The organism is Streptomyces sp. NPDC040610 (assembly GCF_055594065.1).
Window position 1 is genome coordinate 217,871 of the sequence record NZ_JBVIXA010000002.1, and the last position, 21,585, is coordinate 239,455.

Below are 21,585 nucleotides of genomic sequence, written 5' to 3' on the forward strand. Positions count from 1 at the left end.
CAGGCGTGGTGAGGTGACGACCTGATGCGGCGTCGGACCAGGTGCTTGTTCAGGCCGAGCGCTCGTTGAGCGCGGGCCCTCGTTCAGCCCATGTGCTTGTTCATGAGCCGTCGCGTGTTCCCGCCCAGGATCTTGAGGATGTCCTCCTCGGGCAGGCCCCGGCGGACCATGGCCTCGGTGACCCGGGGCAGGTCGGCCGGGCCTTCCAGGCCGGGAAAGCGGAAGAAGGGGTCCTCGTCGTCGACGTTCTCGCAGCAGGGCGGGGTGAGATCCGCGATGATCTCGTCGAGGAAGTCCGCCCCGAGGCCGACGTGGTCGACCCCGGCCACCGAGACGACGTGCTCGATGTGGTCGACGACCCGGTCGACGCCCACCTTCGACTCGTCGTCGGTGAGGAAGTCGGCCACGAAGTTCACGCACACCAGGCCGCCGGTGTCGGCCACGCCGCGGATCTGCTCGTCGGTGAGGTTGCGGTGGTGGTCCCGTAGCGCACGGGCGTTGGAGTGGGTGGCGATCAGCGGGCGGGTGGCCAGTTCAAGGACATGGGCGACCCCGCTGTCTCCCAGGTGGGAGATGTCGAAGAGCATGCCCAGGCGTTCCATTTCCCGCAGCGCCTCGACGCCGGGGGCGGTCAGTCGGCTGCCGGTGGCGTTCTCCCGGCTGCCGTCGGCGAGGGGCGTACGTCCCCAGTGGGCGATCGAGGCGATGCGGACGCCGAGCCGGTACAGGGTGGAGAACAGCTCCACGGAGGCGTCGACGCCCGGCGCGCTCTCCAACGCGAGGACGAGGGCGATCTTGTCCTCGGCGAGGGCCTTGTCGATGTCGGCGCCGTTGAGGCACAGGGCGACGTGGTCGGCGTTGGCCTCGGCGATGACGTGGCCGCACTCGATCATGCGGAGGGTCTGCCGCAGCGCGCCTTCGGGGCGGTACTGCTCGTCGATGAACACCGGCAGGACCTGGATGCCGACGCCGCCCTCGCGCAGCTGCGGCAGCCACCGTTCCCGGAAGAAGCCGCCCCACCGCTTGGGCGGGCGAGCGGAGACGGCCATGAGGAGGTCGTTGTGGGCATCGGCGACGACGGCGCGGCGATGGAGGCCGAGGGACACGACGGAACCTTTCGCGTGGCGGGGAGCAGGGGTGGCCCGGCGGCACGTCGCCAAGAGGCGGCGCGACAGGGGCAGGCCGACCGGACAGGGGCCGGGTGCGGGACCGGTCCGGAACGATGCGGGCGTACGGGACACAACGTACGCACGACGAACCCCCGGGATCTTGGTCCAACGGGACAAACCAGCGGGCCGATGCTTGGACACGCGGACAAACCCGGGGCGCGGCGCGGTCTTTAGAGTGGCGAACCACTACCCCCCTGCACCCCACGTGGCCTGACCCGTCACACCGTACGTCCGCAGAAGGAGACACCCATGCGACGCAGGACAAGCGCTGCCATGACCCTGGCTTTCACCGCCTCTTTGTTGACAGCTCCCGCCGTGTCGGCCGCGTCAGCCGAGCCCGCCGGGTCACCGCGGTGTGACGCCAAGCCCATCCAGGCGGCACTGAAGGCGCTGAGCGGTGTCGGCGCCTCGGGGATCAGCGTGACGGTGAAGAGTCCGCGCTGCGGTGTGCGGAAGAACGGAGTCGGCCTCGCCGACCTCAGGACGGGCCGCAAGGCCGTCGGCAACGAACACAGCCGTATCGCCAGCAACACCAAGACATGGACGGCCACGGTCGTGCTGCAACTCGTCGGCGAGGGCAGGATCAAGCTCGACGACACCGTCGACGACTACCTGCCCGGTCTGATCCGCACCAACGTCTACGACGGCCGCAAGATCACGATTCGGCAGTTGCTCCAGCACACCAGTGGCCTGCCCGACTACCTGGAAGCGCCGTTCTGGAAGGACGACGAGGAGCACCGCTGGGATCACATCGAGCCCCTCCTGACGGTCAAGCAGGCGCTGAAGCTGCCGCCGCCCGACGACAGGACCCCGGACGGCTTCTCCTACTCCAACACCAACTACAACCTGGCCGGACTGATCGTCACCGAGGTCACGGGGCGGAGCATCGGCACCGAGATCAAGCACCGGATCATCAAGCGCCTCGGGCTGCGCGAGACCTACTGGCCCGGTGACCGCGTCACGATCCGCAAGCCGGAACTGCGCGGCTACGTGGAGCGGAACGGCGCCCTGGTGGACAAGACGGAGTGGAACACCTCCGCGGCCGACGCGTCGGGTGCCCTGGTCTCATCCGGTGCGGACGTGACGGCCTTCTGGACGGCGCTGATGTCCGGGAAGCTCCTCGCCCCGGCGCAGTTGGCCGAGATGAAGCGGACCATTCCGGATGACTCCGCGGGGTCGCGCTACGGCCTGGGCGTCGAGCGGTACGAGCCCCGTCCCGGCCTCGTCGCCTGGGGGCACAGCGGCTACATGGAGACCGGCCACAAGCTCAGGAACGCCGTCACGGATGACGGCAAGCGGGCCGTGACGCTGCTGATCGGCTCGGAGTCGTTCGACGACAAGAAAGTGGACGCCGTCGTCAACCGCCTCATCCGCGATCTGCGCTGACCGGCGCGCGCCGCGCCCCTGGGGTTCACCCCGGGGGTCGGCGCCCCGGGGTCGCGGCACCGGTGCACATCATGGGGGTGCGCCGGTGCCGCGCCTCACCCCGGCGCGTCGGTGAACCCGGCACCGGCGGTGCCGCCGAGCCCCGCCAAGGTCCTCAACTGCAGCCAGAGGACGAGCCGTTCGTCGGCGTTCCCCAGGTCGACGCCGAGCTGGCGCCCGGCCTGCTTGAGGCGGTAGCGGCAGGTGTTGGGGTGGACGGAGAGCGCCTTGGCCGCGCTCGCCACGTCGCACCCGGCGTCGAACCAGGACACCAGGGTGCGCGCGTAGTCGGTGCCGTGCTCGGTGTCCGCCGCGAGCACCCGCCGCCAGGAGCCCTCCCTCAACTCCCGCCGTTCACGCATCACTTCGGAGAGCCGCAGCAGCGTCACCCGGGGGCGCACCTCGTCGACCGTCGCCACCGGCAGCGCGTCGCCGAGGAGCCGCAGGACGAGATCCGCGTCCGCGCGCGAGTCCGCCACCCCGCCGAGGTCCGGCACCACCGCGCCGAGCGCCGCTCGCACCGGCACCCGCAGCGACCGCCCGGCCCGGCGCACGATGTCCTGCGCCAGCCGCCGGTGCCGCCGTTCGCCCGCCACCCGTTCCTGCGGTACGTGCGCCACGCCCGGCTCCCCCGCCGCGGGCAGCAGCGCGTACACCACCCCGTCCAGAAGCACACACGCGTGCCGCCCATAGCGCGCCTCGCACTGCAGGCGTACGACGTCGAGCAGCCGCAGCGACGTCCGCTCGGCGTCGGGCACGCTCGCCGCCGCGTCCAGGACGAACGCGGCCACGCGCACCACGTCGAGGCCCAGGCGGTGCGCGGCCGTCGAGGCGTCCGCCGTACCGTCGAGGAGCCTGCGCAGCAGGTCGGTGTTCTGATGGCGCGCCAGTTCCTGGGCCGCGCGGGTGCGCAGCAGGAGCAGCGCCGCCGTGGACGCGCCCTGGGCCAGGGTCTGCTCGGCGTCCGGGGCGAGCGTGCCGTCGTCGACCACCCAGACCGAGCCGAGCGCCTCGCCGCCCGCCCGCACCACGGTGGCGAGCCTCGACAGGCCGCCCTCCTTGAGCGGGGGCAGCCGCACCGGCCTGTCGGCGGCGAACACCAGCCTGACCTGTTCCGCGTTGTCGAGGCTGCCCGGTACCTGAAGGCCCAGGATGCCCTGGCGGCGGTCCTCGTCGACGGGCTGGCCGGGCACGGTGGAGTAGGCCAGGATGCGCCCGCGCGGATCCTCCACCGACGTCGCCCCGCCGGTCGCCGCCGCGATCGCGTCGGCCAGCGCGAACAGGTCCCCCACGCCGCCGCCGTGGGTGGACCGGCCGTCGATCGCCGAGGCCAGCATCAGGTGCACGTGGTGCCAGGCCGTCTCGTCGTCGACCGTCAGGAGCGCGACCCCGCACGCCTCGGCCGCGCCGACCGGCCCGTCCGCACCCCGCACCACGACACCGGTCATCCCGGCGTCCGCCGCGGCCCGCACCAGCGGTTCGGCCGCGGGCGCGGGCACGCCGACCGCGAGCAGCAGGGCTCCGGGCGCGTGCGGCAGCGGAACGTGCGCGTCGTACAGCAGCACCTCGGTGACCGGGGTGGCGGGCCCTGCGGGCGCGGTGCGCAGCCGCAGCGACGAGCCGCCGACTACGTCCACCAGGTCGCCGAGGGTGCAGGCGTCCATGGGTGCTCCTCATCGCGTCGGCCTCGGATCGGCCCGGGCCGCCGTCCTGACAGCCCAGAGTGCTCCCCCGAGGCGTCCGACCGTTTGGCGGATCCCCACAGAAACTTAGGCCCGTGTTGTCCGGATTGACAACCCCGGTCGCCCAGGACTGGCGTCGGCTCTTCCTCGTGGACGGTCCACACGTGGTGGCGGCCCGGCGCCCTGAGGGCGCCGGGCCGTCCGTCGTGTCGGGCTTCCGCTCAGCGGACGTCGACGTCAGTGGAGGTTGATGTCAGCGGATGTCAGTGGATGCCGGTGTCAGCGGATGTTGACGTCGATGCACGCGTAGAAGGCGTTGGCCGTGTCGCCGATGTTCCATACCGCGAGGACCTTGTGCCTGCCGGTGGCGTTGCCGAGGTTGACCTGGTGCGAGACGGTCGCGGGGGGCTGCTGGTTGCCGCCGTCGATGGTGGCGACCTTGGTGCCGTCGACGAAGTACTCGTAGTTCGCGGTGCGGTGCCGGGCGGTGAACGTCCAGGTGAACGTCTGCGTCCTGCTGACGTCGCTGACCCGCCAGCCCTTGCTGTCGTTGTCGAGCTCCGCGAACCTCGCGTTGCCGCCGCTGCAGCTGCGCAGGCCCTTGGGGCCCTCGACGCTCTGCGGTTCCCACTTGATCTCGCCGCACGACACCGTGCCCTGGGCGCACTGCGCCTGGCGGCTCGCGGGTGCGTTGACGTATCCGTGCGCGCTGGCCGAGCCGGTCGGCAGGGTGAGGGCGAGGACCGGTGCCAGACCGGCGCCGATCATGGCGGCTACCTTGCGCTTCTTGTCCATGCGTACTCCTTCACGGCATTGCTTCATGGGGGGGGTGACGTGAAGTGCTCTGGGGTGGGGGGTGGGGGTGCGGCAGACCGTTGTGCACAGTGGGGCCTGATATTCACGGCTGCCGATTAGTCTGGACCATAGACTTTGGCAGGTTACGGTCAAGGGTGATTTCGGGCCACGTTCGCGACCGCCCACGGCTGTCGGCGCCGGTCGGATGCCGGTCAGGCCGCCGTCAGGTACCGCGTGAGCATGGCGACGAGTTCGTTCTCCAGGCGGCGGGTGTCCACCGAGCGCGGCGCGGCGACGAGTTGGTGAACGACGAGGTCGACCGCGGACACCACGAGATGCGCGGCGACCTCGATGTCGGTGACGCGGACCTCGGGGTGGCACGCGAGCAACTCCCGCGTATAGGCCACCCGTTCCCACTGGTGCCGGGCCATCCGCTCCGTCAGCTCGGGAGCGTGCGGGGCCTGCTCCATCATGACCTGCAGCAGCTTCGGGTCGTCGAGGTGGTTGTCGATCACGGCACGCACGAATCCGCGCATGATCACTTCGAGGGAGTCGGAGTGGTCGCCGTCCTGGCGTTCCTTGAGCGCGAGCGCCCCGGCGTGGAGGTGCCGGTTCACCAGCTCGAGGAGGATCGCGTCCTTGTTCGGGTAGTACTGGTACAGCGAACCGATCGAGATCCGCGCCCGCTCCGCGATCCGGTTCGTGGTCCCCGCCGCGTACCCGTACTCGGCGAAAACGTGAGCAGCCGCGGTGAGGATGCGCTCCCTGGTGAGCTCGGCCCGCGCCTGACGCGGTTGCTTACGTGCTCGGAGCGCGTGCGGGTCCGATGCCATGCCACCCTCCTCGGCGCACCCCGAAAGCGAGTAGCGCGGGATGCGAGTAATTGCTCACAATAGTGCCACGACCTGCGGTTGAGCAGTGCGCGGCCGATGCGGGCGTGCGCTCCGGAGCCGCGACCGACCAGCTGCACCAGCCCCGGCCCTACCGGCCGCACCAGCCCCACCAGCCCCACCAGCCCCAAGGAGCCTTCGTGACGCAGACCGGTGTCCGCCCCCGGCGGCTTTCCCTGGCCGAGGTCCTGGAGCGGCTCGGACCGCCCGACGCCCTGGTGGAGGCGAAGGTCCTCGACCGCATCGACGAGCACTTCCGCCGCTTCATCGCGCACTCCCCCTTCCTCTCCCTGGCGACGGCGGACGCGGCGGGCCGCGCCGACTGCTCACCGCGCGGCGACTACCCGGGGTTCGTGAAGGTGCTCGACGAGCACACGCTCGCGATGCCCGACCGACCCGGCAACAAGATCGCCGACTCGTTCCGGAACCTGGCGGAGAACGACGGCGTCGGCCTGTGCTTCCTCATCCCCGGAGTCCGCGAGACGCTGCGGGTCAACGGCAGCGCGTACGCCACCGACGAGCCCGACGTCCTCGCCCGGATGCACACCGAGGGCCGCGAGGCCGAACTGGCCCTGATCATCGAGGTGGAGCAGGCCTACTTCCACTGCGGTCGCGCCCTGGTCCGCTCCCGCCTGTGGGACCCCGCGAGCCAGGCGCTGGCCGACGAGATGCCCTCGGCCGGGGAACTCGTCACCTCCCAGCTGGGCTGGGACGTCGACCCCAAGGTCGTCGACGAGGGCCTCGAAGACGCGTATCACACGCTCTACTGACGCCACGTCAGTCGCTTCACCGGCCCCCCTGCGGACCCGTCCGCCCCACCGCCCGCCCCTCCACCCCCTCAGCCCCACCGACCAGCCCCGAGGTGAATCAGCGATGCAGGCGCAGCACACCGTCATCGACCGCGTCGACCAGGTGGCCGAGGACGTCGTCTCGCTCGTCCTGCGCGCCGCCACCGGCCCCCTGGCACCCTGGGAACCGGGCGCGCACATCGACCTGACGCTGCCGAACTGGCTGACCCGCTCGTACTCGCTGTGCGGGGACCCCGCCGACCAGGAGCGCTATCGCGTCGCGGTGCGCCACGACCCGCTGAGCCGGGGCGGCTCGGAGTACATCCACCACTACTTCCGCCCGGGCCGCGCCCTCGAAGTGTCGCCGCCCCGCAACCACTTCCCGCTCCTGCCCGCGCCGCGCTACCTCTTCCTCGCCGGCGGGATCGGCATCACCCCGCTGCTGCCGATGCTGTCCGCGGCCGTCGCGGCGGACATCCCGGCCACCCTCGTCTACGTGGGCCGGTCGACGTCGACCATGCCGTTCGCCGAGGGGCTGCGCTCGCGGTACGGCGACCGGGTGCGGCTCGTCGCCACCAGCGAGGACGGCCGACCGGACCTCGGGGCCCTGGCCGCCGACCTCGCACCCGACGCCCTGGTGTACTGCTGCGGCCCCGCCCCGATGATCGCCGCGGCGGGGGCCGCCTTCCCCGTGGAGCGGCTGCACACCGAACGGTTCCGCCCGGCCGCCCGGACCTTCGCCCCGAACACGTCCTTCGACGCGGTGTGCGCCCGCTCCGGCCGAACCGTCCCCGTCGCCGCCGACCAGTCGCTCCTGGACGCCCTGAACCGCGCCGGACACCGGGTGCCCTCGGGCTGCCGCGAGGGCGTCTGCGGCAGTTGCGAGGTCACCGTGCTCTCCGGCGGCCCCGAACACCGCGACGACATCGGCGCCCCCGCCGGTCGCATGTACGCGTGCGTGTCGCGCGCGCTCACGCCGGAACTGCACCTGGACCTCTGACGTCCCCTTCCCGGCGCCATGACCCCGGGCTTCGAGACAGTGGTCTCAAGTCCGGGCAAGACGTTCATGCATCTGAACGTGCGAAATGCGGTCGCCTTCGACCACTGGTCCACGGCGGCCCGTGATTCCGCGACAGCCGCGACCACCACCCCGTGGCGCCGCTCCTTGCCCGTTCAGGACGGGCACGAACGGGTACCCCGAAAGGCGGACGGGTCATCTCCGCAGTCGCCGACCTGCGGAAGTCTCCACCAGTTCATCGATATGGACACCACCGGTACCCGCAGTACCGTACGGTTTCTCGTACACGGTACGACGAGTGGCTGCCGATGAACCGCGCGTCCGTGGCAGTCTCTAGCCAGTCGGCTGGCTTTTGTTGAACAGCCAGGAAGGAACGACTCAATCCGATCGCGGATTGTCCAACGGGGTGTCGAGGAAGCATAGATTCCGGTCTCGGAATGCCAACGGGGTGTTGTCTCACGATTGATTAAGTGATGTTGCATGGCTCCGAGTCCCGGCCTGACCAGCCCGCGGGAGTCAGCCGCGGGCCGGCCCTTGGGCCACACACGGCAGCAGAGCCCTCCTCTCCCTCATCCGCCGTCCTCGGGACGGCGCCCGGAGCCTGGCCGCCGCCGCGACTCGGAGCACCGCAGACCCGACCAGCATCCGCTGCACTCACTGTGTGAGGAGTTCTCCATGCAAGCGTTAGGTGTCCTCGTCGTGGACCGGCATCCCGTCATCAGGTACGCCCTCTCATCCCTGCTGGACACCAGAGTGGCGTGGACCGCCGAAGCGGCGACGAGCGACGAGGCATGGCACGTCGTCAGGAACTCCTGCCCGGGTGTCGTCGTCCTCGAACTGGAGCTGGAGGGCACGACCAGCGGCGCCGACCTGTGCCAGCAGGTGAAGGCGATGGAGAACTCGCCCCGGGTCGTGGTCTTCACCGGGGACACCTCACCCGGCGCCGTCGTCGCCGCGATCTCGGCCGGGGCCGACAGCTTCCTGCACAAGAGCGTGGGCAGCGCGGAGCTGGTCGACGCGGTCGTGCGCACCCACCTCGGCCAGCGCATGTGGATACTCGGCAAGAACGAACGCGACCACATAGACGTGCGGAGCGTCACGTCCGACGGGCTGCCCGCCATCACCCGCAGGGAAGAAGAGGTGCTGAGCCTCGTGCTGCGGCGGTACACCAACGAGGAGATCGCCGGTGAACTGTCCCTGGCCCCGCAGACCATAAAGAATCAAGTCAGCAGCGCGCTGCGGAAACTGGGCGTCAGCGGACGCCGTGAGCTGTTCCGCAAGTACTCCTTCCAGGCGGGCGTGACCACCGGAGCCAGAGGCTGACCGGGCGGACCGCCCCCGCATGCCCTGCCGTGCAGACGTCGTCCCGTACAGCTGTCACCAGATCCAGATGTCACCCCCTCCCACCCGAACTCCCACCCGAACGCCCCTGGACGAAGTCGCGCGCCCCGGCACGCGCGCCGGGGGAATCGATGATGTCGGCCAGCAGCTCACGGTGCGAGCGGTACTCGTCGGCCAGCTCCCCGTCGCGCGCCCGGGCCAGGACGGCCTTGCTCGCGAGGACGGCGTGGTCCGCGTGCGCGGCGATCGTCTCCCCCAGCTCACAGGCGGCCGCGACGGCCGCCCCCGCGGGCACGACGCGGTTGACCAGACCCAGCGCGAACGCACGCTGCGCGTCGATCGGTTCGCCGGTCAGAGCCATCTCCATCGCCACGACGGGAGCGATCGCGCGCGGCAGCCGCAGCAGACCGCCGGCCGCGGCCACAAGCCCCCGGCGCACCTCGGGCAGCGCGAACCTGGCGTCCGCCGACGCCACCACCATGTCGCAGGCGAGCACCATCTCGAAGCCACCACCGACCGCCGCCCCCTCCACGGCGGCGATCAGCGGCTTGGCCGGTGGCCGCTCCGTGAGCCCTCCGAAGCCGCGATCCGGCAGGGAGGCACGCTCACCGCGGGCGAAGGCCGCGAGGTCCATCCCGGCACAGAACGCCGGCGGAGTGCCCGTGAGCACGCCCACCCGCAGTTCCTCACGGTCGTCCAACTCCGCGAAGGCCGCGGCGACGCGCTCCGCCATGGCACGGGTCAGCGCGTTGCGCACACGGGGCCGGTTCAGGCACACGACGAGGATCGGGCCGCGCCGCTCGACCAGTACATCGGCAGCGTTCCCGGGGGCGCCGCCGCCGTCGGCGCGGTCCTCTCCGCGGCCGCCGTCCGCCTCGGCGGCGGGGCCCTGCCTGAGCTCTCCGGTCACACCTCTGCCCACCCTGAATCGGCGTGTTACGGGGGTTTGACCAGCAAGCGTAGTGCGGGCGTCGGGAGTCACCTACGCCCTGGAAGTACTCGTCCTGATGCCCGTTTGAGTACCCCCGATGACTGTACGGGCGCGTCCGCGCACACGTGCAATCCCTATGCGGGGAGGGGGGCCGTCCCCCTCATGCCGCCCGACGAGGGAGAGGTTTGCCATGGACGCGCTGACGGAGGCCCTGCAGGCCGATGCGCCGACCCGCGAGTGGGAGGGCCTCCCGCCGCCCTCCGCCTATCTGGCGGCACATCTGCGGGCCGAGGACATGGACCGGTTCGTTCCCGGCGAGGAACGCGACGTCCGCACCACCCTGCACGTCGACACCGTACCCATGCCCGAACTCGCCCCGGACGAGGTCCTGGTGGCGGTCATGGCCAGCTCCATCAACTACAACACCGTGTGGTCGGCGACGTTCGAGCCCGTGCCCACGTTCTCCTTCCTCCAACGCCTCGGCCGCCAGGGCGGGTTCGCGAGCCGCCACGACCAGCCGTACCACGTCGTCGGATCCGACGCGGCGGGCGTGGTCGTGCGCGCGGGAGCGGGCGTGCGCCGCTGGGCCGCGGGAGACCACGTGGTGGTGAGCTGCGTCCAGGTGGACGACCAGGAGCCGGCCACGCACGCCGACGGCATGATGGGCGCCGAGCAGCGCATCTGGGGCTACGAGACGAACTTCGGGGGCCTCGCCCACTACGCTGTGGTGCGCGCAAGCCAACTCCTGCCCAAGCCCACGCACTTGACGTGGGAGGAGGCCGCGTCCGTGCTGCTGACCGCGGCGACGTCGTACCGCATGCTGGTGAGCGACAAGGGTGCCCGGATCAAGCAGGGCGACATCGTGCTGATCTGGGGCGCGGCGGGCGGACTCGGCGGCTACGCCCTGCAGATGGTGAAGAACGCCGGGGGCATCGCCGTGGGCGTCGTCGGCTCCGAGCGCAAGGCCGAGGCGCTGCGGCGGCTCGGCTGCGACGTCGTCATCAACCGCGCCGACCTCGGTCTCGACGCGGGGGCCGACCGCACGCCGGAGCAGACCATCGATCTGGGCAAGCGGCTCGGGCGGGCCATCAGGGACGCGCTCGGCGAGGACCCGCACGTCGTCTTCGACTACGTCGGCAAGGCGACGTTCGGGCTCTCCGTCTTCGTGGTCCGGCGCGGCGGCACCGTGGTCACCTGCGGCTCGAGCACCGGCTACGACCACCACTTCGACAACCGCTACCTGTGGATGAACCTCAAGCGCATCGTGGGCAGCCACGCCGCCAACCTGCAGGAGCAGTGGGAGTGCAACCGGCTCTTCCAGCTCGGCCGCCTCACCCCCGTCCTCTCCGACGTCTATCCGCTGGAGAAGGTGGGCGAGGCGGCCGCGCTGGTCCAGCGCAACGAACACCTCGGCAAGGTCGGCGTGCTGTGCCTGGCGCCCGAGCCCGGTCTCGGCGTCACCGACCCCGAGCGGCGCCAGGCCCTGGACCCTGAGGGCAAGAACCCCTTCGCCGCGCGGCGGCCCGTGCGGGCCTGACGGACATGAGAGTGCGGGCCCGCGCGTCGCGCGGCCCCGCACTCTCATGTGTCTGCGGTTACTGCTTGCGGTAGACGGACACCGCGTCCCTGCTGTCGTAGTGGAACGGCTCCTTGCGCCAGCCGCCCCAGCGGTCCTCGAGCTCCAGGCCGCCGAGACGGGCCATCAGGTCCTGCTCAGACGGCCACACGAAGCGCATGGTCGCCGCGATGATCTTGTTGCCCTTCTCGCTCATGATGACGTCCGTGCGCTTGACCATCTGCGTCGTCGGGTCGACGTGGTTCATCTCGAACCAGGCGAGCCGCGGGTGCCCGGCGAGACGGCCGGAGATGCGGAACGGCTCCGTCATGCCGTAGTCGTTCTGCCGCCCGCGCTGGTAGTACGTCATGTCCGGCACGATGTTCTGGACGACGAGCCGCCCGCCGGGCTTGAGCGCCTTGGCGCTGTTGGCGAGGCAGCGCGCCTGCTCGTCCTGGTCGGGCAGGACGAACAGCGTGGCCAGGGCGATGAAGACGACGTCGTACTTCTCCTCGACGTCGACATCGGCGAAGTTGCCCTCGATGGCCTCGATCTGGTCCCCGCCGGGCTTCTCCTTGAGCTTCTGCAGCATCTTCGGGGAGGCGTCGATGCCGGCCACCCGCACGCCGCGCTGCGCCAGCGGCAGGGCCACGCGGCCGGTGCCGATGCCCAGTTCAAGGGCCGTGCCGTCCTTGGCGAGCGCCGCGAGGAAGTCCGCGGCCTCCTCCGCGTCGTCCCGGCTGTCGTCGGGCGTCCAGGAGTCCCAGATGTCGGCGTAGCGGTCCCACTCCTCCGCCGCCTCTTCCTGCCACTGCTTGCTGGTCTTGCGACCGGTGTGCTGACTGGTCATCTCGTCACTCACCTCTCATCACGTGGAGAAATCCCGTTGTCATGCCCTGGCCCCCGGGTGTCATCCCATGGCCTTGGCGAAGCCGGACTCGGGCAGCCGGCCCGACTTCACATCGGTGAGCGCGCCGTCGAGCGCGCCGGCTATCTCCGCCACGTCGTCCTCGGTGATGACGAGCGGCGGCATGAGCATCAGGTTCGGCACCACGCGCAGGCTGGAGCTGAGCACGCCCCGGCTCTCCAGGGCCATGCGCAGCTTGTTCACCTTGCCGGGCGACCACGAAGGGCCGCCGGGCTCACCGAGCTCCAGGCCGCAGAACAGGCCGAGGCAGCGGAAGCCGGTCAGTTCGGGGTGCTGGGCCTGGAGCTTGCCCAGGGCGGCCAGGAGGTCCGACTCGCGTCGGCGCACGTTCTCCAGGACGCCGTCCTCGGTGAGGGCCCCGATCACCGCGAGGGCCGCCGCCGCTGCCACCGCGTGGCCGTCGTTGGTCGAGCCGACGCTGAGCGCGGTGTCGCCCGTGGTGCGCTCGTGCAGCTGCTCGTAGAGGCGGTCGTGGATGGCGACGGCCGACATCGGCACGTACCCCGAGGTGATGCCCTTGCCCAGGGTGATGATGTCGGGGGTGACGTCGGGCAGTTGCCCGGCCCGGGTGAAGTCGCCGACGCGGCCCATACCGGTGACGACCTCGTCGAAGATCAGGTGGATGTCGTGCTCCCGGCAGAACCGGCCGAGGGAGCCCAGGTACTCGGGGGAGAGAATGTGCCCGCCCTCGCCGACGACGGGCTCCACGATCACCGCGGTCACCCGCTCGGGGCCGAACTCGCGGATCAGCCGCTCCATGTCGCTGACGCCGGGCGTCGCACCGTGGGAGAACGGTCCCGGGGCGTGGTGCACCTCGGGGAGCATGGGGCCGGTCTGGTGGTGCAGGTAGGGGACGCCGGTCACCATGCCGGCGCCGGGGCCCTGCCCGTGGAAGCCGTCCCACATGGCGAACACGGCCATGCGCTCGGGCTGTCCGGCCCGCAGCCGCAGGAAGCGGGAGAGCTGCAGGGCCATCTCCACCGCCTGGGCGCCGTTGCTGGCGAACCGGACGTGGTTGATGCCCTCGGGCAGATGGCCGACGAGGGCCTCGGCGCAGTCCACGGTGACCTGGGCGGGGCGGCCGTAGCCGTAGCTGTTGGCGAACGGCAGCTTGTCCACCTGCTGCTTGATGGCCTCCTTGACGCGCGTGTTGCCGTAGCCGAGCGTCACGTTCCACAGTCCGGAGCGGCCGTCCAGGTACCAGCGTCCGCCGGAGTCGCGGACACGCACACCGTCGGACTCGGCGAGCAGGTCGTCGGGGGACAGCGCCTTGAGGTACGGGCGCGGCACGCCGCTGTTCCACAGGGCGTAGTCAGCGGGGTCGATCACGATAGGTCCCTTTCTCTGCTGGGGGTGCGCTCGCTGGCGGTGGTCGGGGGTTCGGGATGGGGGTGGGGTGCGGATGGGTCGGGGGTGTCGGTGGTGCGGGTGGGTCGAGAGGTGTCGGCGGTGCGGGTGAGGTCGGGGAGCGTCGGCGGTGCGGGTCGGCGCACGGGGTCAGCCCGGTCCGAGTCCGAGCAGCCGGGCCGCGTTGCCGTACAGCCAGCCGTCCGTGACCTCGTCGCCGAGGCCGAGGTCGGCCACCTGCCGGGCGAGCACGGCGACGGGGTCTGCGTTGACCCAGGTCGCCGAGCCGAACAGGACCCGGCCGCGCAGCGCGGTGCCGCCGTACAGGAGCAGTGGCTCCCAGCCCGATCCGGGGCGGGCCATCCACGGCGGCCGGTGGGAGGAGATGTCGAGGTAGACGTGGCGGTGGCGCTGGGCGACGGAGATCAGGTCGAGCACCCAGGGCCAGGCCGCGTGCCCCGCCACGATGGGCAGGCCGGGGTGGCGCAGGGCGATCCAGTCGACGTTGCGGGGGTGGCACAGCTCGGCGGCGTGCCGTGAGAAGTGGTGCCCGGTGTGCAGCCACAGCAGCATGCCGAGCTCCTGCGCCCGGGCGTAGACCGGGTCGTACGCCGCGTCCCGCGGGTCGACGCCCTGCCAGAACGGGGTCACCGCGAAGCCGCGCATGCCGAGGCCGTGGCAGCGTTCCAGCTCCGCGACGGCTCGGGCGGGGTCGGTGAGGTCGATGCCCGCCCAGGCCTGCAGCCGGTCGGGGGCCTTGGCGGCGACGGCGGCGACGCGGCTGTTCACGTCGTCCCCGTCGGCCGTGGCGCCGCCGCAGCTCATCAGGACCTGGTGGACGACGCCGTTGTCGTCCATGTCCGCGAGGAGCGCCTCGGTGTCCACGCGCTCCGGCTGTGCCGCGACGAGCAGGTCGACAGCGCCGTCCTGGTCGCCCGCGTCCAGGCGGGCCCGGAAGCGGGGATGGTCGGCGCCGAACACCGCCGTGGCGTGGCGGCCGAAGGCGCGCAGGTACGACGGTGCCACCGCGCCGAGCCCGCGGAAGTACGTGCGCCAGCACTCCCGGTCCAGGGCCAGCGCGCACACGTCGATCACGCGGTGCGCGGCGGCCGCCGGTTCAGCGGATGCGGTCACGGGTGACCTCGATCCCTGCGGCCACCCGGTCCCAGGTGTCGGGGGTGACGCCCTGCGCGCGCAGCGTCTCCTTGCGGACCTTGCCCGTCTCCGTCACGGGCAGCTCGGCGACGACCCGTACGTAGCGCGGCACCATGAAGTGGGCCATGCGCGGCCGCAGATGGGCGAGGAACTGCTCCGGGTCGAAGCGGACGCCGGACCGCAGCACGAGGGCGGCGAGTATCTCGTCCTCGGCCTGGTCGCTGGGCACCGCCACGGCCGCGGCCAGGGCCACGGCGGGGTGGCTGAGCAGTTCGGCCTCCACCTCGGCGGAGGAGACGTTCTCGCCCCGGCGCCGGATGGCGTCCTTGATGCGGTCCACGAAGAAGAAGTCGCCGCCCGGTTCGCGCAGTACGGCGTCCCCGGTGTGGAACCAGCCGTGCCGCCACGCCGCCGCGGTGGCCTCCGGCATGCCGTGGTAGCCGTGGAACAGCGACCACGGCCGGTCGGCGCGCAGCACCAGTTCGCCCGCCCGGCCGTCCGGTACGTCGATGCCGTGCTCGTCCACGACCCGGCACTGCACCCCGGGGCGCGGCCGCCCGCAGCTGCCGGTGCGCTGCGGGTTGAGCGCGGACACCAGCGGCGCCGACGTCTCGGACATGTTGAAGCCGGTGTAGACGTCCACGCCGAAGCGGCGGCCGAAGTCGAGGGCCTGGCGCGTCAGCGGGATCACGCAGGCGGCCCGCAGCGGATGGTCGGTGTCGCCCGGGCGGGGCGGCAGGCCGAGCAGGAAGTCCACCATGGCGCCGAGCAGGGTGCACATGGTGACCTCGTAGCGGCGGATCACCTCCCAGAACTCGCTCGTCCTGAAGCCCTCGGTGACGACCATCGAACCGCCGAACAGGAGCATGCAGTAGGCCACTTCGGTGCCGCCGCCGTGGCACAGCGGCAGGTTGAGCAGGTACCGGTCGTGCTCGGTGATGTCGTCGTCGAGGAGTGCCGTCACCGTCGAGTAGTGGTGGATGTAGGAGACGAGGACGCCCTTGGACGGTCCTGTGGTGCCGGAGGTGTAGATCACCGCCATGGTGTCCCAGGGGGCGACCGGCCGCTCGGGCGGCACGAAGTCCTCCGGCCGCCCGCGCAGCGCCGCCGGGCCGTGGACGCGCGGGGCGCCGGGCAGGGCGTCGGGCCACGGGTCGTCGGGGCCGCCGCCGAGGACGACGACCTCCTGGAGCCGGCCGCCGCCGGTGTGCTGGAGCCGGTCGACGAGCAGCGCGTGCGCGACCAGGACGCGGGCGCCGGAGTTGGCGAGCACGTGCCCGAGCAGGCTGCCCCGGTAGGCGGTGTTGACGGGGACGTGGACGGCGCCCAGCAGATTGACGCCGTACCAGACACGCAGCGCGTCCCGGCCGTTGGGCAGCCAGCACAGCACGGTGTCGCCCTGGCGCACGCCGAGGCGGTGCAGGGCGGCGGCGGTGGCCCGCGCGTCGTCGTAGGCCTGTCCGTACGTCCACGCGGTGCCGTCGCTGCCGTCGGCGCTGTCGTCGAAGACGGCGTACACGCGGTCGGGGTGGGCCTGGGCGCGGGCGGCGAGCAGCGCACCCGTCACGCAGTGGGCGGCGTCGGGCACCCTGGGGTCCCCGGGCGGGAGGATCTCGACGAGGCGGTCGGACGCCTGCTCGGCGGCCTCGGTCGCCGGGGCCGGGCCGGGGGCGGTCGTGGCGCCGGTCATTCAGGGATCCCGGGCACGTCGACCATGTGGCCGCCGGAGGCGTCGTAGTGGCGCAGCGTCCGCAGGTACTGCTCCCAGTTGACCAGGGTCTGCGCGTTCCTGCTCACGGGGCGCACGGGGATCAGCGGGCCGATGCTGACCGCGGGCGGGCGGGTGACGGCCCACAGCACGACGTCGGCGATGTCCGCGGGATCCAGCAGATCGCTGACCTCCACGCCCAGGGTCTCGGGGTCCTGCGCCAGGTCGGTGCGCACCCAGCCGGGCAGCACGGCGATGGCGCGCACCCCCAGGTGCCGGTTCTCCAGGTCGATCTGGGCGGTGAGCGCGTTCAGGGCGCGTTTGGTGATGGAGTACGGGGCCGACCAGTCGGCCTGCAGCAGGCTGCCCTCGGAGCTGATGTTGACGATCCAGCCGTGGCCGCGTTCGCGCATGCCGGGCAGCACGGCGCGGGCCAGCAGGAACGGCACGTCCAGGTTGAGGTGGAAGGCCTGCCGCCAGTGCCGGGGGTTGGTTTCGTGGATGGGCCCGGTGCGTGCGAGGGCGGCGTTGTTCACCATGATGTCGATGGGGCCGAGGGCCCGTTCGGCGGCGGCCACCGTGTCCTTGGGGGCGCCGTCGGCCGCCAGGTCGGCGACGAGGGTGACGGCGGGCACCTCGTGGCCCGCCACGTCCTGTTCGACGGCGGCGAGCTGTTCCCCCCGGCGGGCCACGAGCGCGACGGAGGCACCCGCCTGGGCGAGCGTGCGGGCGATGCTCGCCCCGATCCCGGAGGAGGCGCCCGCGACCAGCGCCACCTTGCCCTTCAGGGGCCTGTCGTCGGTCACCTGCGGTCTCCTTCCGGCACGGTGGGGTGGGGGCGCGGCACGGAGGGCGTCACTGCCGGGGTCCTTCCTCTAGGGGGTGCTCGGACGGGTCCAGGTGCGGCAGTCCGGCCAGGCAGTGGCCGCCGCCGTCCACGCGCAGCTGCGCGCCGGTCAGACCGGCCGCCGCGGGGCTGATGAGGTAGCAGATGAGCGCCGCGACCTCCGTGGGCTCGCTCATCCGGCCGGTGGGCACCAGGCGGTTGGTCGCGTCCAGGAACGCGGGGTTGGTGACGTCCGTCATCGGGGTGCGGACGAAGCCCGGGAGCACGCTGTTGGCCCGCACCTTGAACCGGGCGGCCGAGGTGGCGAAGTGGCTGGTGAACTGGGCGGTGGCGGCCTTGCTGAGGCCGTAGCTCGCCAGGTTCGCCACCGGTGCGCTCACCGCGGCGAGCGAGGAGACGACGGCCACCGCTCCGCCCCTGCGGGTCGCAGCCCAGTGCTTGAGCAGCGCGTCGCACGTACCGGCGTACGACAGGGAGTTGAGGGCGAGGAGCCGCTGGCGGTTGTCGGAGTTGTCGCCGGCGCCGTCGAAGGAGACGGCGCCCGCGGCGTAGGCGAGGGCGTCGACGCCCCCGGTGCGCTCCCACGCCTCGTGCACCAGGCCGCCCGCGCGCGCCGGGTCGGACAGGTCGGCGGTCACCACCCAGGCCCTGCGGCCCAGTTCACGGACCTCGGCGGCGAGCTTCTCCAGCTCGGGGCGGCGGCGGGCGACGAGGACGACGTCGGCGCCGCGGGCCGCGCTCTCCCGCGCGATGCTCGCGCCGATGCCGCTGCTGGCGCCGGTGACCATCACGACGCGCCCGGTGAGCCGGAACGGATCGGGCACCTCGGTGTCGGCCGCGGCCGGGTCGGGGCGCGGCGGGCGCGCCGACGGCATGGGCACGATGCCCGCGTCGAGCCCGCCGTCCAGCGGCAGGGTCTCCCCCGCTACGCTGCCGAAGCCCCGTGACGCCAGCAGGCGCAGCGCCGCCGTGAGTTCGGGCGGGGTGACGGGGCGGCGGGTGACCAGGTGCCGGAGCAGTTCGCCCTCGGCCTCGTCGGTGAGTTCGTGCCCGAGGAAGGGGGCGTAGCCGACGCGCACGGTGTTGGCGAGCACCCCCTGGGTGGCGCACCGCTTGGCCAGGTGCTGCCACCAGGCGTGGTCGGCCGCCCGTTCCGCCGCGCACTCGGGCTCCGCGTCGTCGTGGACGTGCGGGCCCGCGTCGGTGACCAGGACGGCACGGCCGTCGCCCCGGCGGGCCATGGCCTCGAGGACGCGGGCCACGTGCGCGCGGCGCAGCGACGCCGAGGCGCGGCTGCCGAGCGCTTCGTTGCCGAGGGCCACGACGCAGTACACGTCGGGGGGTTCGGGTGTGTCGGCGCCGTTGACGGCGGTGACGTGGAAGCCGAGGCTCTCCCAGGCCTCCTTGACCGCGCGCGTGTGGGTCGCCCCGGGCGCGGATTCGAGGAGGACGTGGCGGCCGACGGGGGCGAGGGACTCCGTCTCAAGCCGCGACGCGGGGACCGACTCGGCCGTCTTCCACTGCTCGGTCGCCGTCCGGTGTTCGGTCGTCGTCCGCTGTTCAGTCATCGGAGGCTCCCACGAGGATGGCGCTGGCGACGGATCCGATCGTGTAGTTGAGGCTGAGGGCCAGGTCGACGCGCGCGGCCCTGCCCTCCGTCCCGGACACCGGGTCGAAGGTGCACACCTCGGCGGGCTTCTCGCAGTTGGCGGTCGGGGCGATGTGGCCGTGGCCCATCATCTGGAGCGTCGCGGCCACCCCGATCACGCCGAGCGGCGCCCCGCTGTGGCCGAACACGGCCTCCTGGACGGTGACGGGCAGCCTGGCCGTCCGCTCCCCGAAGATCGCGGGCATGATGTTGCCCTCCATGAGGTTGAAGGCCCGGTCGCCGGTCGCGGCGCCGTTGACGTAGTCGATCTCGTCCGGCGAGGCGAGACCCGCCATGCAGGAGCGCGCGGCGCGCACCGCCCCGGCGCCGTCGGTGTCGAGGGCCAGGTTCGGCTGGGCGTTGCGGGTGGTGGTCTGGCCGAGGATCCGGCCGTAGCTGCGCGCTCCCCGGCGCCGGGCGTGCTCGCGGCTCTCCAGGATCAGCGTGGCGGCGCCGTTGCCGTAGTTGAGTCCGGCGGCCCGCTCGTCGTAGGGGCGCATGGGTTCGTCGATGAGGGTGGCGGTCTGCGGCTCGGTCCCCAGGACCGACCGGGCCTCCAGTTCGGCGTACTGGCGCAGGCGGCTCTCGCGCCAGTAGTCGGCGCCGGTGACGACCGCGATGTCCGTCTCGCCGGCCGCGATCATCCGGGCGGCGTTCCCGATCAGTACGGCGGACGAGGCGCATCCGCACGACAGCGTGTAGCTGGGTCCGGTGGCACCGACGAGGCCCGCCTGGGTGGTCTCGACGTCCGACATCACCGCGTTGAGGACGTTGCGGAACAGCACGGAGCGGGCCTCGCGCGGGCTGATGTGCCGGGTGTCGGCGAGCAGCACCGGAAGGTAGGTGTCGACGATGGCGTCGGCCGTGGCGTTGCGGCCCGCGAGCACCGCGGCCTCGCGGAGCGCACCCGTGCGCCAGTCCAGGGTGGCGTCCTCGCACGCTTCCAGGAGGGCGAGCAGCCCGTACAGATGGATGTCGGAGTACTTCGCGACGAAGCGCGGCGGGATCTCCGGCAGCCGGGCGACGACGGACTCCGGGTCGAGGGGCACGCTGCCGAAGTACGTGCCGTCGTCCTGTGCGAGGAACGAGTCGCCGTGCGCGACGGCCGTCCAGAACTGCTCCGGTGTCGCCGTCGGCGCCCCGCGCCCCGGCAGACAGAAGCCCATCCCGGTGACGAGTGCGTCCCGGGGGCTCTTGGTCGTGGTCACCGCTCGGAACCCTTCGCTCGATTCGCCAAGTTCGCCCAGCTCGCTCGGTGCGCTCAGATCCGGTAGAGGAGGCTGCCCCAGCACCAGACCCCACCGCCGATGGACGGGGAGAGGACCAGGTCGCCGGGTTTCACGACGCCGCGCTCGCGCAGCTCCGAGACCGTGGTGGGGATGGAGGCGCTGGAGACGTTGCCGCGGAAGGAGAGGTTGGTCAGGACGCGGGCCGGGTCCGCGCCCAGGTTGTGCTGGATGCCCTTGGCCAGCGGCTCGGTCCCGGAGTGCGGGATCAGCCAGTCGATGTCGCCGATGGTCAGCTTGTTGCGGCCGAGGATCTCCTCGACGGTGTCGGCGATGTGCGCGAGGGCGACGTCGTTGAGGTCCGGGTGGCTCTTGACCCAGCCCTTCTCGCCGCCCGCCGCGGACATGTTGGCGAGGCTGCCGTCGGTGTGGAACACGGAGTCGATCAGGCCCGGCGCGGCGCCGGGGGTCGCCTCCAGGACGCAGGCGCCGGCGCCGTCGGAGACGAGCATCGAGCCCTTGGAGCCGGGACGCACCCGCCGGGTGACGCGCTCGGTGGTCGCCACCAGCGCCTTGCGGTAGCCGGTCGGGGAGGTCAGGAACGAGGCCGCGGTGTGCACCGCCTGGATGAACCCGGCGCAGGAGCCGCACACTTCGAAGGCCATGGAGCCCTTCATGCCGAGCTCCGCCGCGGTCAGCGCGCCCACCTCGTGGACGTAGTTGCGGTCCGTCCAGTGGCTGACGACCACCACGTCGATGTCGTCGGCCTCGACCCCGGCCTGTTCGAGGGCCTGCCGGGAGGCCGCCGCGGCCATGAGGACGGGGGTCTCCTCGTCACCGGCCCGATAGCGGGTGCGGACGCCGACTCCGCCGATGACGCGGTCCTCCACGACGCTCGTCGTGGCGTCCTCCACGCCCTCGTTGTGTATTTCCTCGGAGCCGAAATAGTGGCCGAATCCGGTGAAACGTATTCCGGCGTCTTCCCAAATGCCGTGCTGGCCTGTCGTCATGGACGGAAAACTAGTGGCGTCGGCATTCGAGGGCATCTGGCCTCCAGTACTCGATGATTCATTCCGCGGGTACTCGACGTACCCCACTCATAGGCGCACTCCGCCCGGCCCTGCGGTTTTCG

General features: G+C 71.9%; 18 protein-coding genes. 5 read left to right on the top strand and 13 right to left on the bottom strand.

The genetic code is table 11. From position 1 onward, the window contains the following. Window positions 1-83 precede the first annotated feature (83 nt). A complete protein-coding gene (locus tag ACZ6AA_RS07925; RefSeq protein ID WP_471456860.1) occupies window positions 84-1,106 on the bottom strand; it encodes a dipeptidase in 1,023 nt (340 codons plus the stop codon). 312 nt (window positions 1,107-1,418) lie between these two features. Between ACZ6AA_RS07925 and ACZ6AA_RS07930 the strand changes: the two genes are divergently transcribed. After that, a complete protein-coding gene (locus tag ACZ6AA_RS07930; RefSeq protein ID WP_471456862.1) occupies window positions 1,419-2,555 on the top strand; it encodes a serine hydrolase domain-containing protein in 1,137 nt (378 codons plus the stop codon). Between the two features lie 95 nt (window positions 2,556-2,650). Here ACZ6AA_RS07930 and ACZ6AA_RS07935 read toward each other — a convergent pair whose 3' ends face one another. The 3 genes from ACZ6AA_RS07935 to ACZ6AA_RS07945 form a co-directional block, all read right to left on the bottom strand. Beyond that, window positions 2,651-4,258 (bottom strand): PucR family transcriptional regulator, encoded by a 1,608-nt coding sequence (locus tag ACZ6AA_RS07935; protein ID WP_471456864.1) that lies wholly within the window; start codon window positions 4,256-4,258, stop codon window positions 2,651-2,653. A gap of 297 nt (window positions 4,259-4,555) precedes the next feature. Further along, window positions 4,556-5,071 carry a lytic polysaccharide monooxygenase auxiliary activity family 9 protein gene (locus tag ACZ6AA_RS07940; protein WP_468457711.1) on the bottom strand — a complete coding sequence of 172 codons (516 nt, stop codon included), beginning with the start codon at window positions 5,069-5,071 and terminating at the stop codon, window positions 4,556-4,558. Window positions 5,072-5,283: 212 nt separating this feature from the next. Beyond that, window positions 5,284-5,904 (bottom strand): TetR/AcrR family transcriptional regulator, encoded by a 621-nt coding sequence (locus tag ACZ6AA_RS07945; RefSeq protein ID WP_468457709.1) that lies wholly within the window; start codon window positions 5,902-5,904, stop codon window positions 5,284-5,286. 197 nt (window positions 5,905-6,101) lie between these two features. Here ACZ6AA_RS07945 and ACZ6AA_RS07950 point away from each other — a divergent pair, with 197 nt between their 5' ends. The 3 genes from ACZ6AA_RS07950 (at window position 6,102) to ACZ6AA_RS07960 (ending at window position 9,090) form a co-directional block, all read left to right on the top strand. After that, window positions 6,102-6,731 carry an MSMEG_1061 family FMN-dependent PPOX-type flavoprotein gene (locus tag ACZ6AA_RS07950; protein WP_468457707.1) on the top strand — a complete coding sequence of 210 codons (630 nt, stop codon included), beginning with the start codon at window positions 6,102-6,104 and terminating at the stop codon, window positions 6,729-6,731. A 103-nt stretch (window positions 6,732-6,834) separates the two neighbouring features. Further along, complete coding sequence (locus ACZ6AA_RS07955; protein ID WP_471456866.1) at window positions 6,835-7,749, top strand: PDR/VanB family oxidoreductase; 915 nt, start codon at window positions 6,835-6,837, stop codon at window positions 7,747-7,749. A 693-nt stretch (window positions 7,750-8,442) separates the two neighbouring features. After that, window positions 8,443-9,090, top strand: a complete 648-nt coding sequence (locus tag ACZ6AA_RS07960) for a response regulator transcription factor (protein ID WP_468457703.1) — start codon at window positions 8,443-8,445, stop codon at window positions 9,088-9,090. Window positions 9,091-9,160: 70 nt separating this feature from the next. On the opposite strand, the gene ACZ6AA_RS07965 is transcribed toward ACZ6AA_RS07960, so the two are convergent. After that, window positions 9,161-10,018: a crotonase/enoyl-CoA hydratase family protein gene (locus ACZ6AA_RS07965; RefSeq protein WP_471456868.1), complete on the bottom strand. Its 858-nt coding sequence runs from the start codon at window positions 10,016-10,018 to the stop codon at window positions 9,161-9,163. Window positions 10,019-10,229: 211 nt separating this feature from the next. Here ACZ6AA_RS07965 and ccrA point away from each other — a divergent pair, with 211 nt between their 5' ends. Continuing rightward, window positions 10,230-11,576, top strand: coding sequence for a crotonyl-CoA carboxylase/reductase (gene ccrA / locus ACZ6AA_RS07970; RefSeq protein WP_471456870.1), 1,347 nt, complete (start codon window positions 10,230-10,232; stop codon window positions 11,574-11,576). Window positions 11,577-11,634: 58 nt separating this feature from the next. Here the strand turns inward: ccrA and ACZ6AA_RS07975 are convergent, their stop codons facing one another. The 8 genes from ACZ6AA_RS07975 to ACZ6AA_RS08010 form a co-directional block, all read right to left on the bottom strand. Then, window positions 11,635-12,444 carry a class I SAM-dependent DNA methyltransferase gene (locus ACZ6AA_RS07975; RefSeq protein WP_468457697.1) on the bottom strand — a complete coding sequence of 270 codons (810 nt, stop codon included), beginning with the start codon at window positions 12,442-12,444 and terminating at the stop codon, window positions 11,635-11,637. A gap of 60 nt (window positions 12,445-12,504) precedes the next feature. Next, a complete protein-coding gene (locus ACZ6AA_RS07980; protein ID WP_468457695.1) occupies window positions 12,505-13,851 on the bottom strand; it encodes an aminotransferase family protein in 1,347 nt (448 codons plus the stop codon). Between the two features lie 168 nt (window positions 13,852-14,019). Next, window positions 14,020-15,003 (bottom strand): amidohydrolase family protein, encoded by a 984-nt coding sequence (locus tag ACZ6AA_RS07985; RefSeq protein WP_471456872.1) that lies wholly within the window; start codon window positions 15,001-15,003, stop codon window positions 14,020-14,022. Beyond that, entirely contained in the window at window positions 14,987-16,714 is a 1,728-nt protein-coding gene (locus ACZ6AA_RS07990) for an AMP-binding protein (RefSeq protein ID WP_468457691.1), read from the bottom strand. Before ACZ6AA_RS07990 ends, ACZ6AA_RS07985 begins: the two co-directional genes overlap by 17 nt. Next, on the bottom strand, window positions 16,711-17,538 hold the full coding sequence (locus ACZ6AA_RS07995; protein WP_468457689.1) for an SDR family oxidoreductase: 828 nt from the start codon (window positions 17,536-17,538) through the stop codon (window positions 16,711-16,713). Before ACZ6AA_RS07995 ends, ACZ6AA_RS07990 begins: the two co-directional genes overlap by 4 nt. 49 nt (window positions 17,539-17,587) lie before the next feature. Next, window positions 17,588-19,147 (bottom strand): SDR family NAD(P)-dependent oxidoreductase, encoded by a 1,560-nt coding sequence (locus ACZ6AA_RS08000; RefSeq protein WP_471456874.1) that lies wholly within the window; start codon window positions 19,145-19,147, stop codon window positions 17,588-17,590. Beyond that, window positions 19,140-20,435 (bottom strand): beta-ketoacyl-[acyl-carrier-protein] synthase family protein, encoded by a 1,296-nt coding sequence (locus ACZ6AA_RS08005; protein ID WP_468457685.1) that lies wholly within the window; start codon window positions 20,433-20,435, stop codon window positions 19,140-19,142. The genes ACZ6AA_RS08000 and ACZ6AA_RS08005 overlap by 8 nt, the downstream gene beginning before the upstream one ends. A gap of 53 nt (window positions 20,436-20,488) precedes the next feature. Continuing rightward, window positions 20,489-21,463 (bottom strand): ketoacyl-ACP synthase III, encoded by a 975-nt coding sequence (locus tag ACZ6AA_RS08010; RefSeq protein ID WP_468457683.1) that lies wholly within the window; start codon window positions 21,461-21,463, stop codon window positions 20,489-20,491. Between the last annotated feature and the right edge of the window lie 122 nt (window positions 21,464-21,585).

Bases quoted from the DNA above. Each gene is read 5' to 3' on its own strand.
- ACZ6AA_RS08010 (WP_468457683.1), bottom strand. From the start codon at position 21,463: ATGACGACAGGCCAGCACGGCATTTGGGAAGACGCCGGAATACGTTTC.
- ACZ6AA_RS07955 (WP_471456866.1), top strand. From the start codon at position 6,835: ATGCAGGCGCAGCACACCGTCATCGACCGCGTCGACCAGGTGGCCGAG.
- ACZ6AA_RS07990 (WP_468457691.1), bottom strand. From the start codon at position 16,714: ATGACCGGCGCCACGACCGCCCCCGGCCCGGCCCCGGCGACCGAGGCC.
- ACZ6AA_RS07945 (WP_468457709.1), bottom strand. From the start codon at position 5,904: ATGGCATCGGACCCGCACGCGCTCCGAGCACGTAAGCAACCGCGTCAG.
- ACZ6AA_RS08000 (WP_471456874.1), bottom strand. From the start codon at position 19,147: ATGACTGAACAGCGGACGACGACCGAACACCGGACGGCGACCGAGCAG.
- ACZ6AA_RS07960 (WP_468457703.1), top strand. From the start codon at position 8,443: ATGCAAGCGTTAGGTGTCCTCGTCGTGGACCGGCATCCCGTCATCAGG.
- ccrA (WP_471456870.1), top strand. From the start codon at position 10,230: ATGGACGCGCTGACGGAGGCCCTGCAGGCCGATGCGCCGACCCGCGAG.
- ACZ6AA_RS07975 (WP_468457697.1), bottom strand. From the start codon at position 12,444: ATGACCAGTCAGCACACCGGTCGCAAGACCAGCAAGCAGTGGCAGGAA.
- ACZ6AA_RS07940 (WP_468457711.1), bottom strand. From the start codon at position 5,071: ATGGACAAGAAGCGCAAGGTAGCCGCCATGATCGGCGCCGGTCTGGCA.
- ACZ6AA_RS07930 (WP_471456862.1), top strand. From the start codon at position 1,419: ATGCGACGCAGGACAAGCGCTGCCATGACCCTGGCTTTCACCGCCTCT.
- ACZ6AA_RS07935 (WP_471456864.1), bottom strand. From the start codon at position 4,258: ATGGACGCCTGCACCCTCGGCGACCTGGTGGACGTAGTCGGCGGCTCG.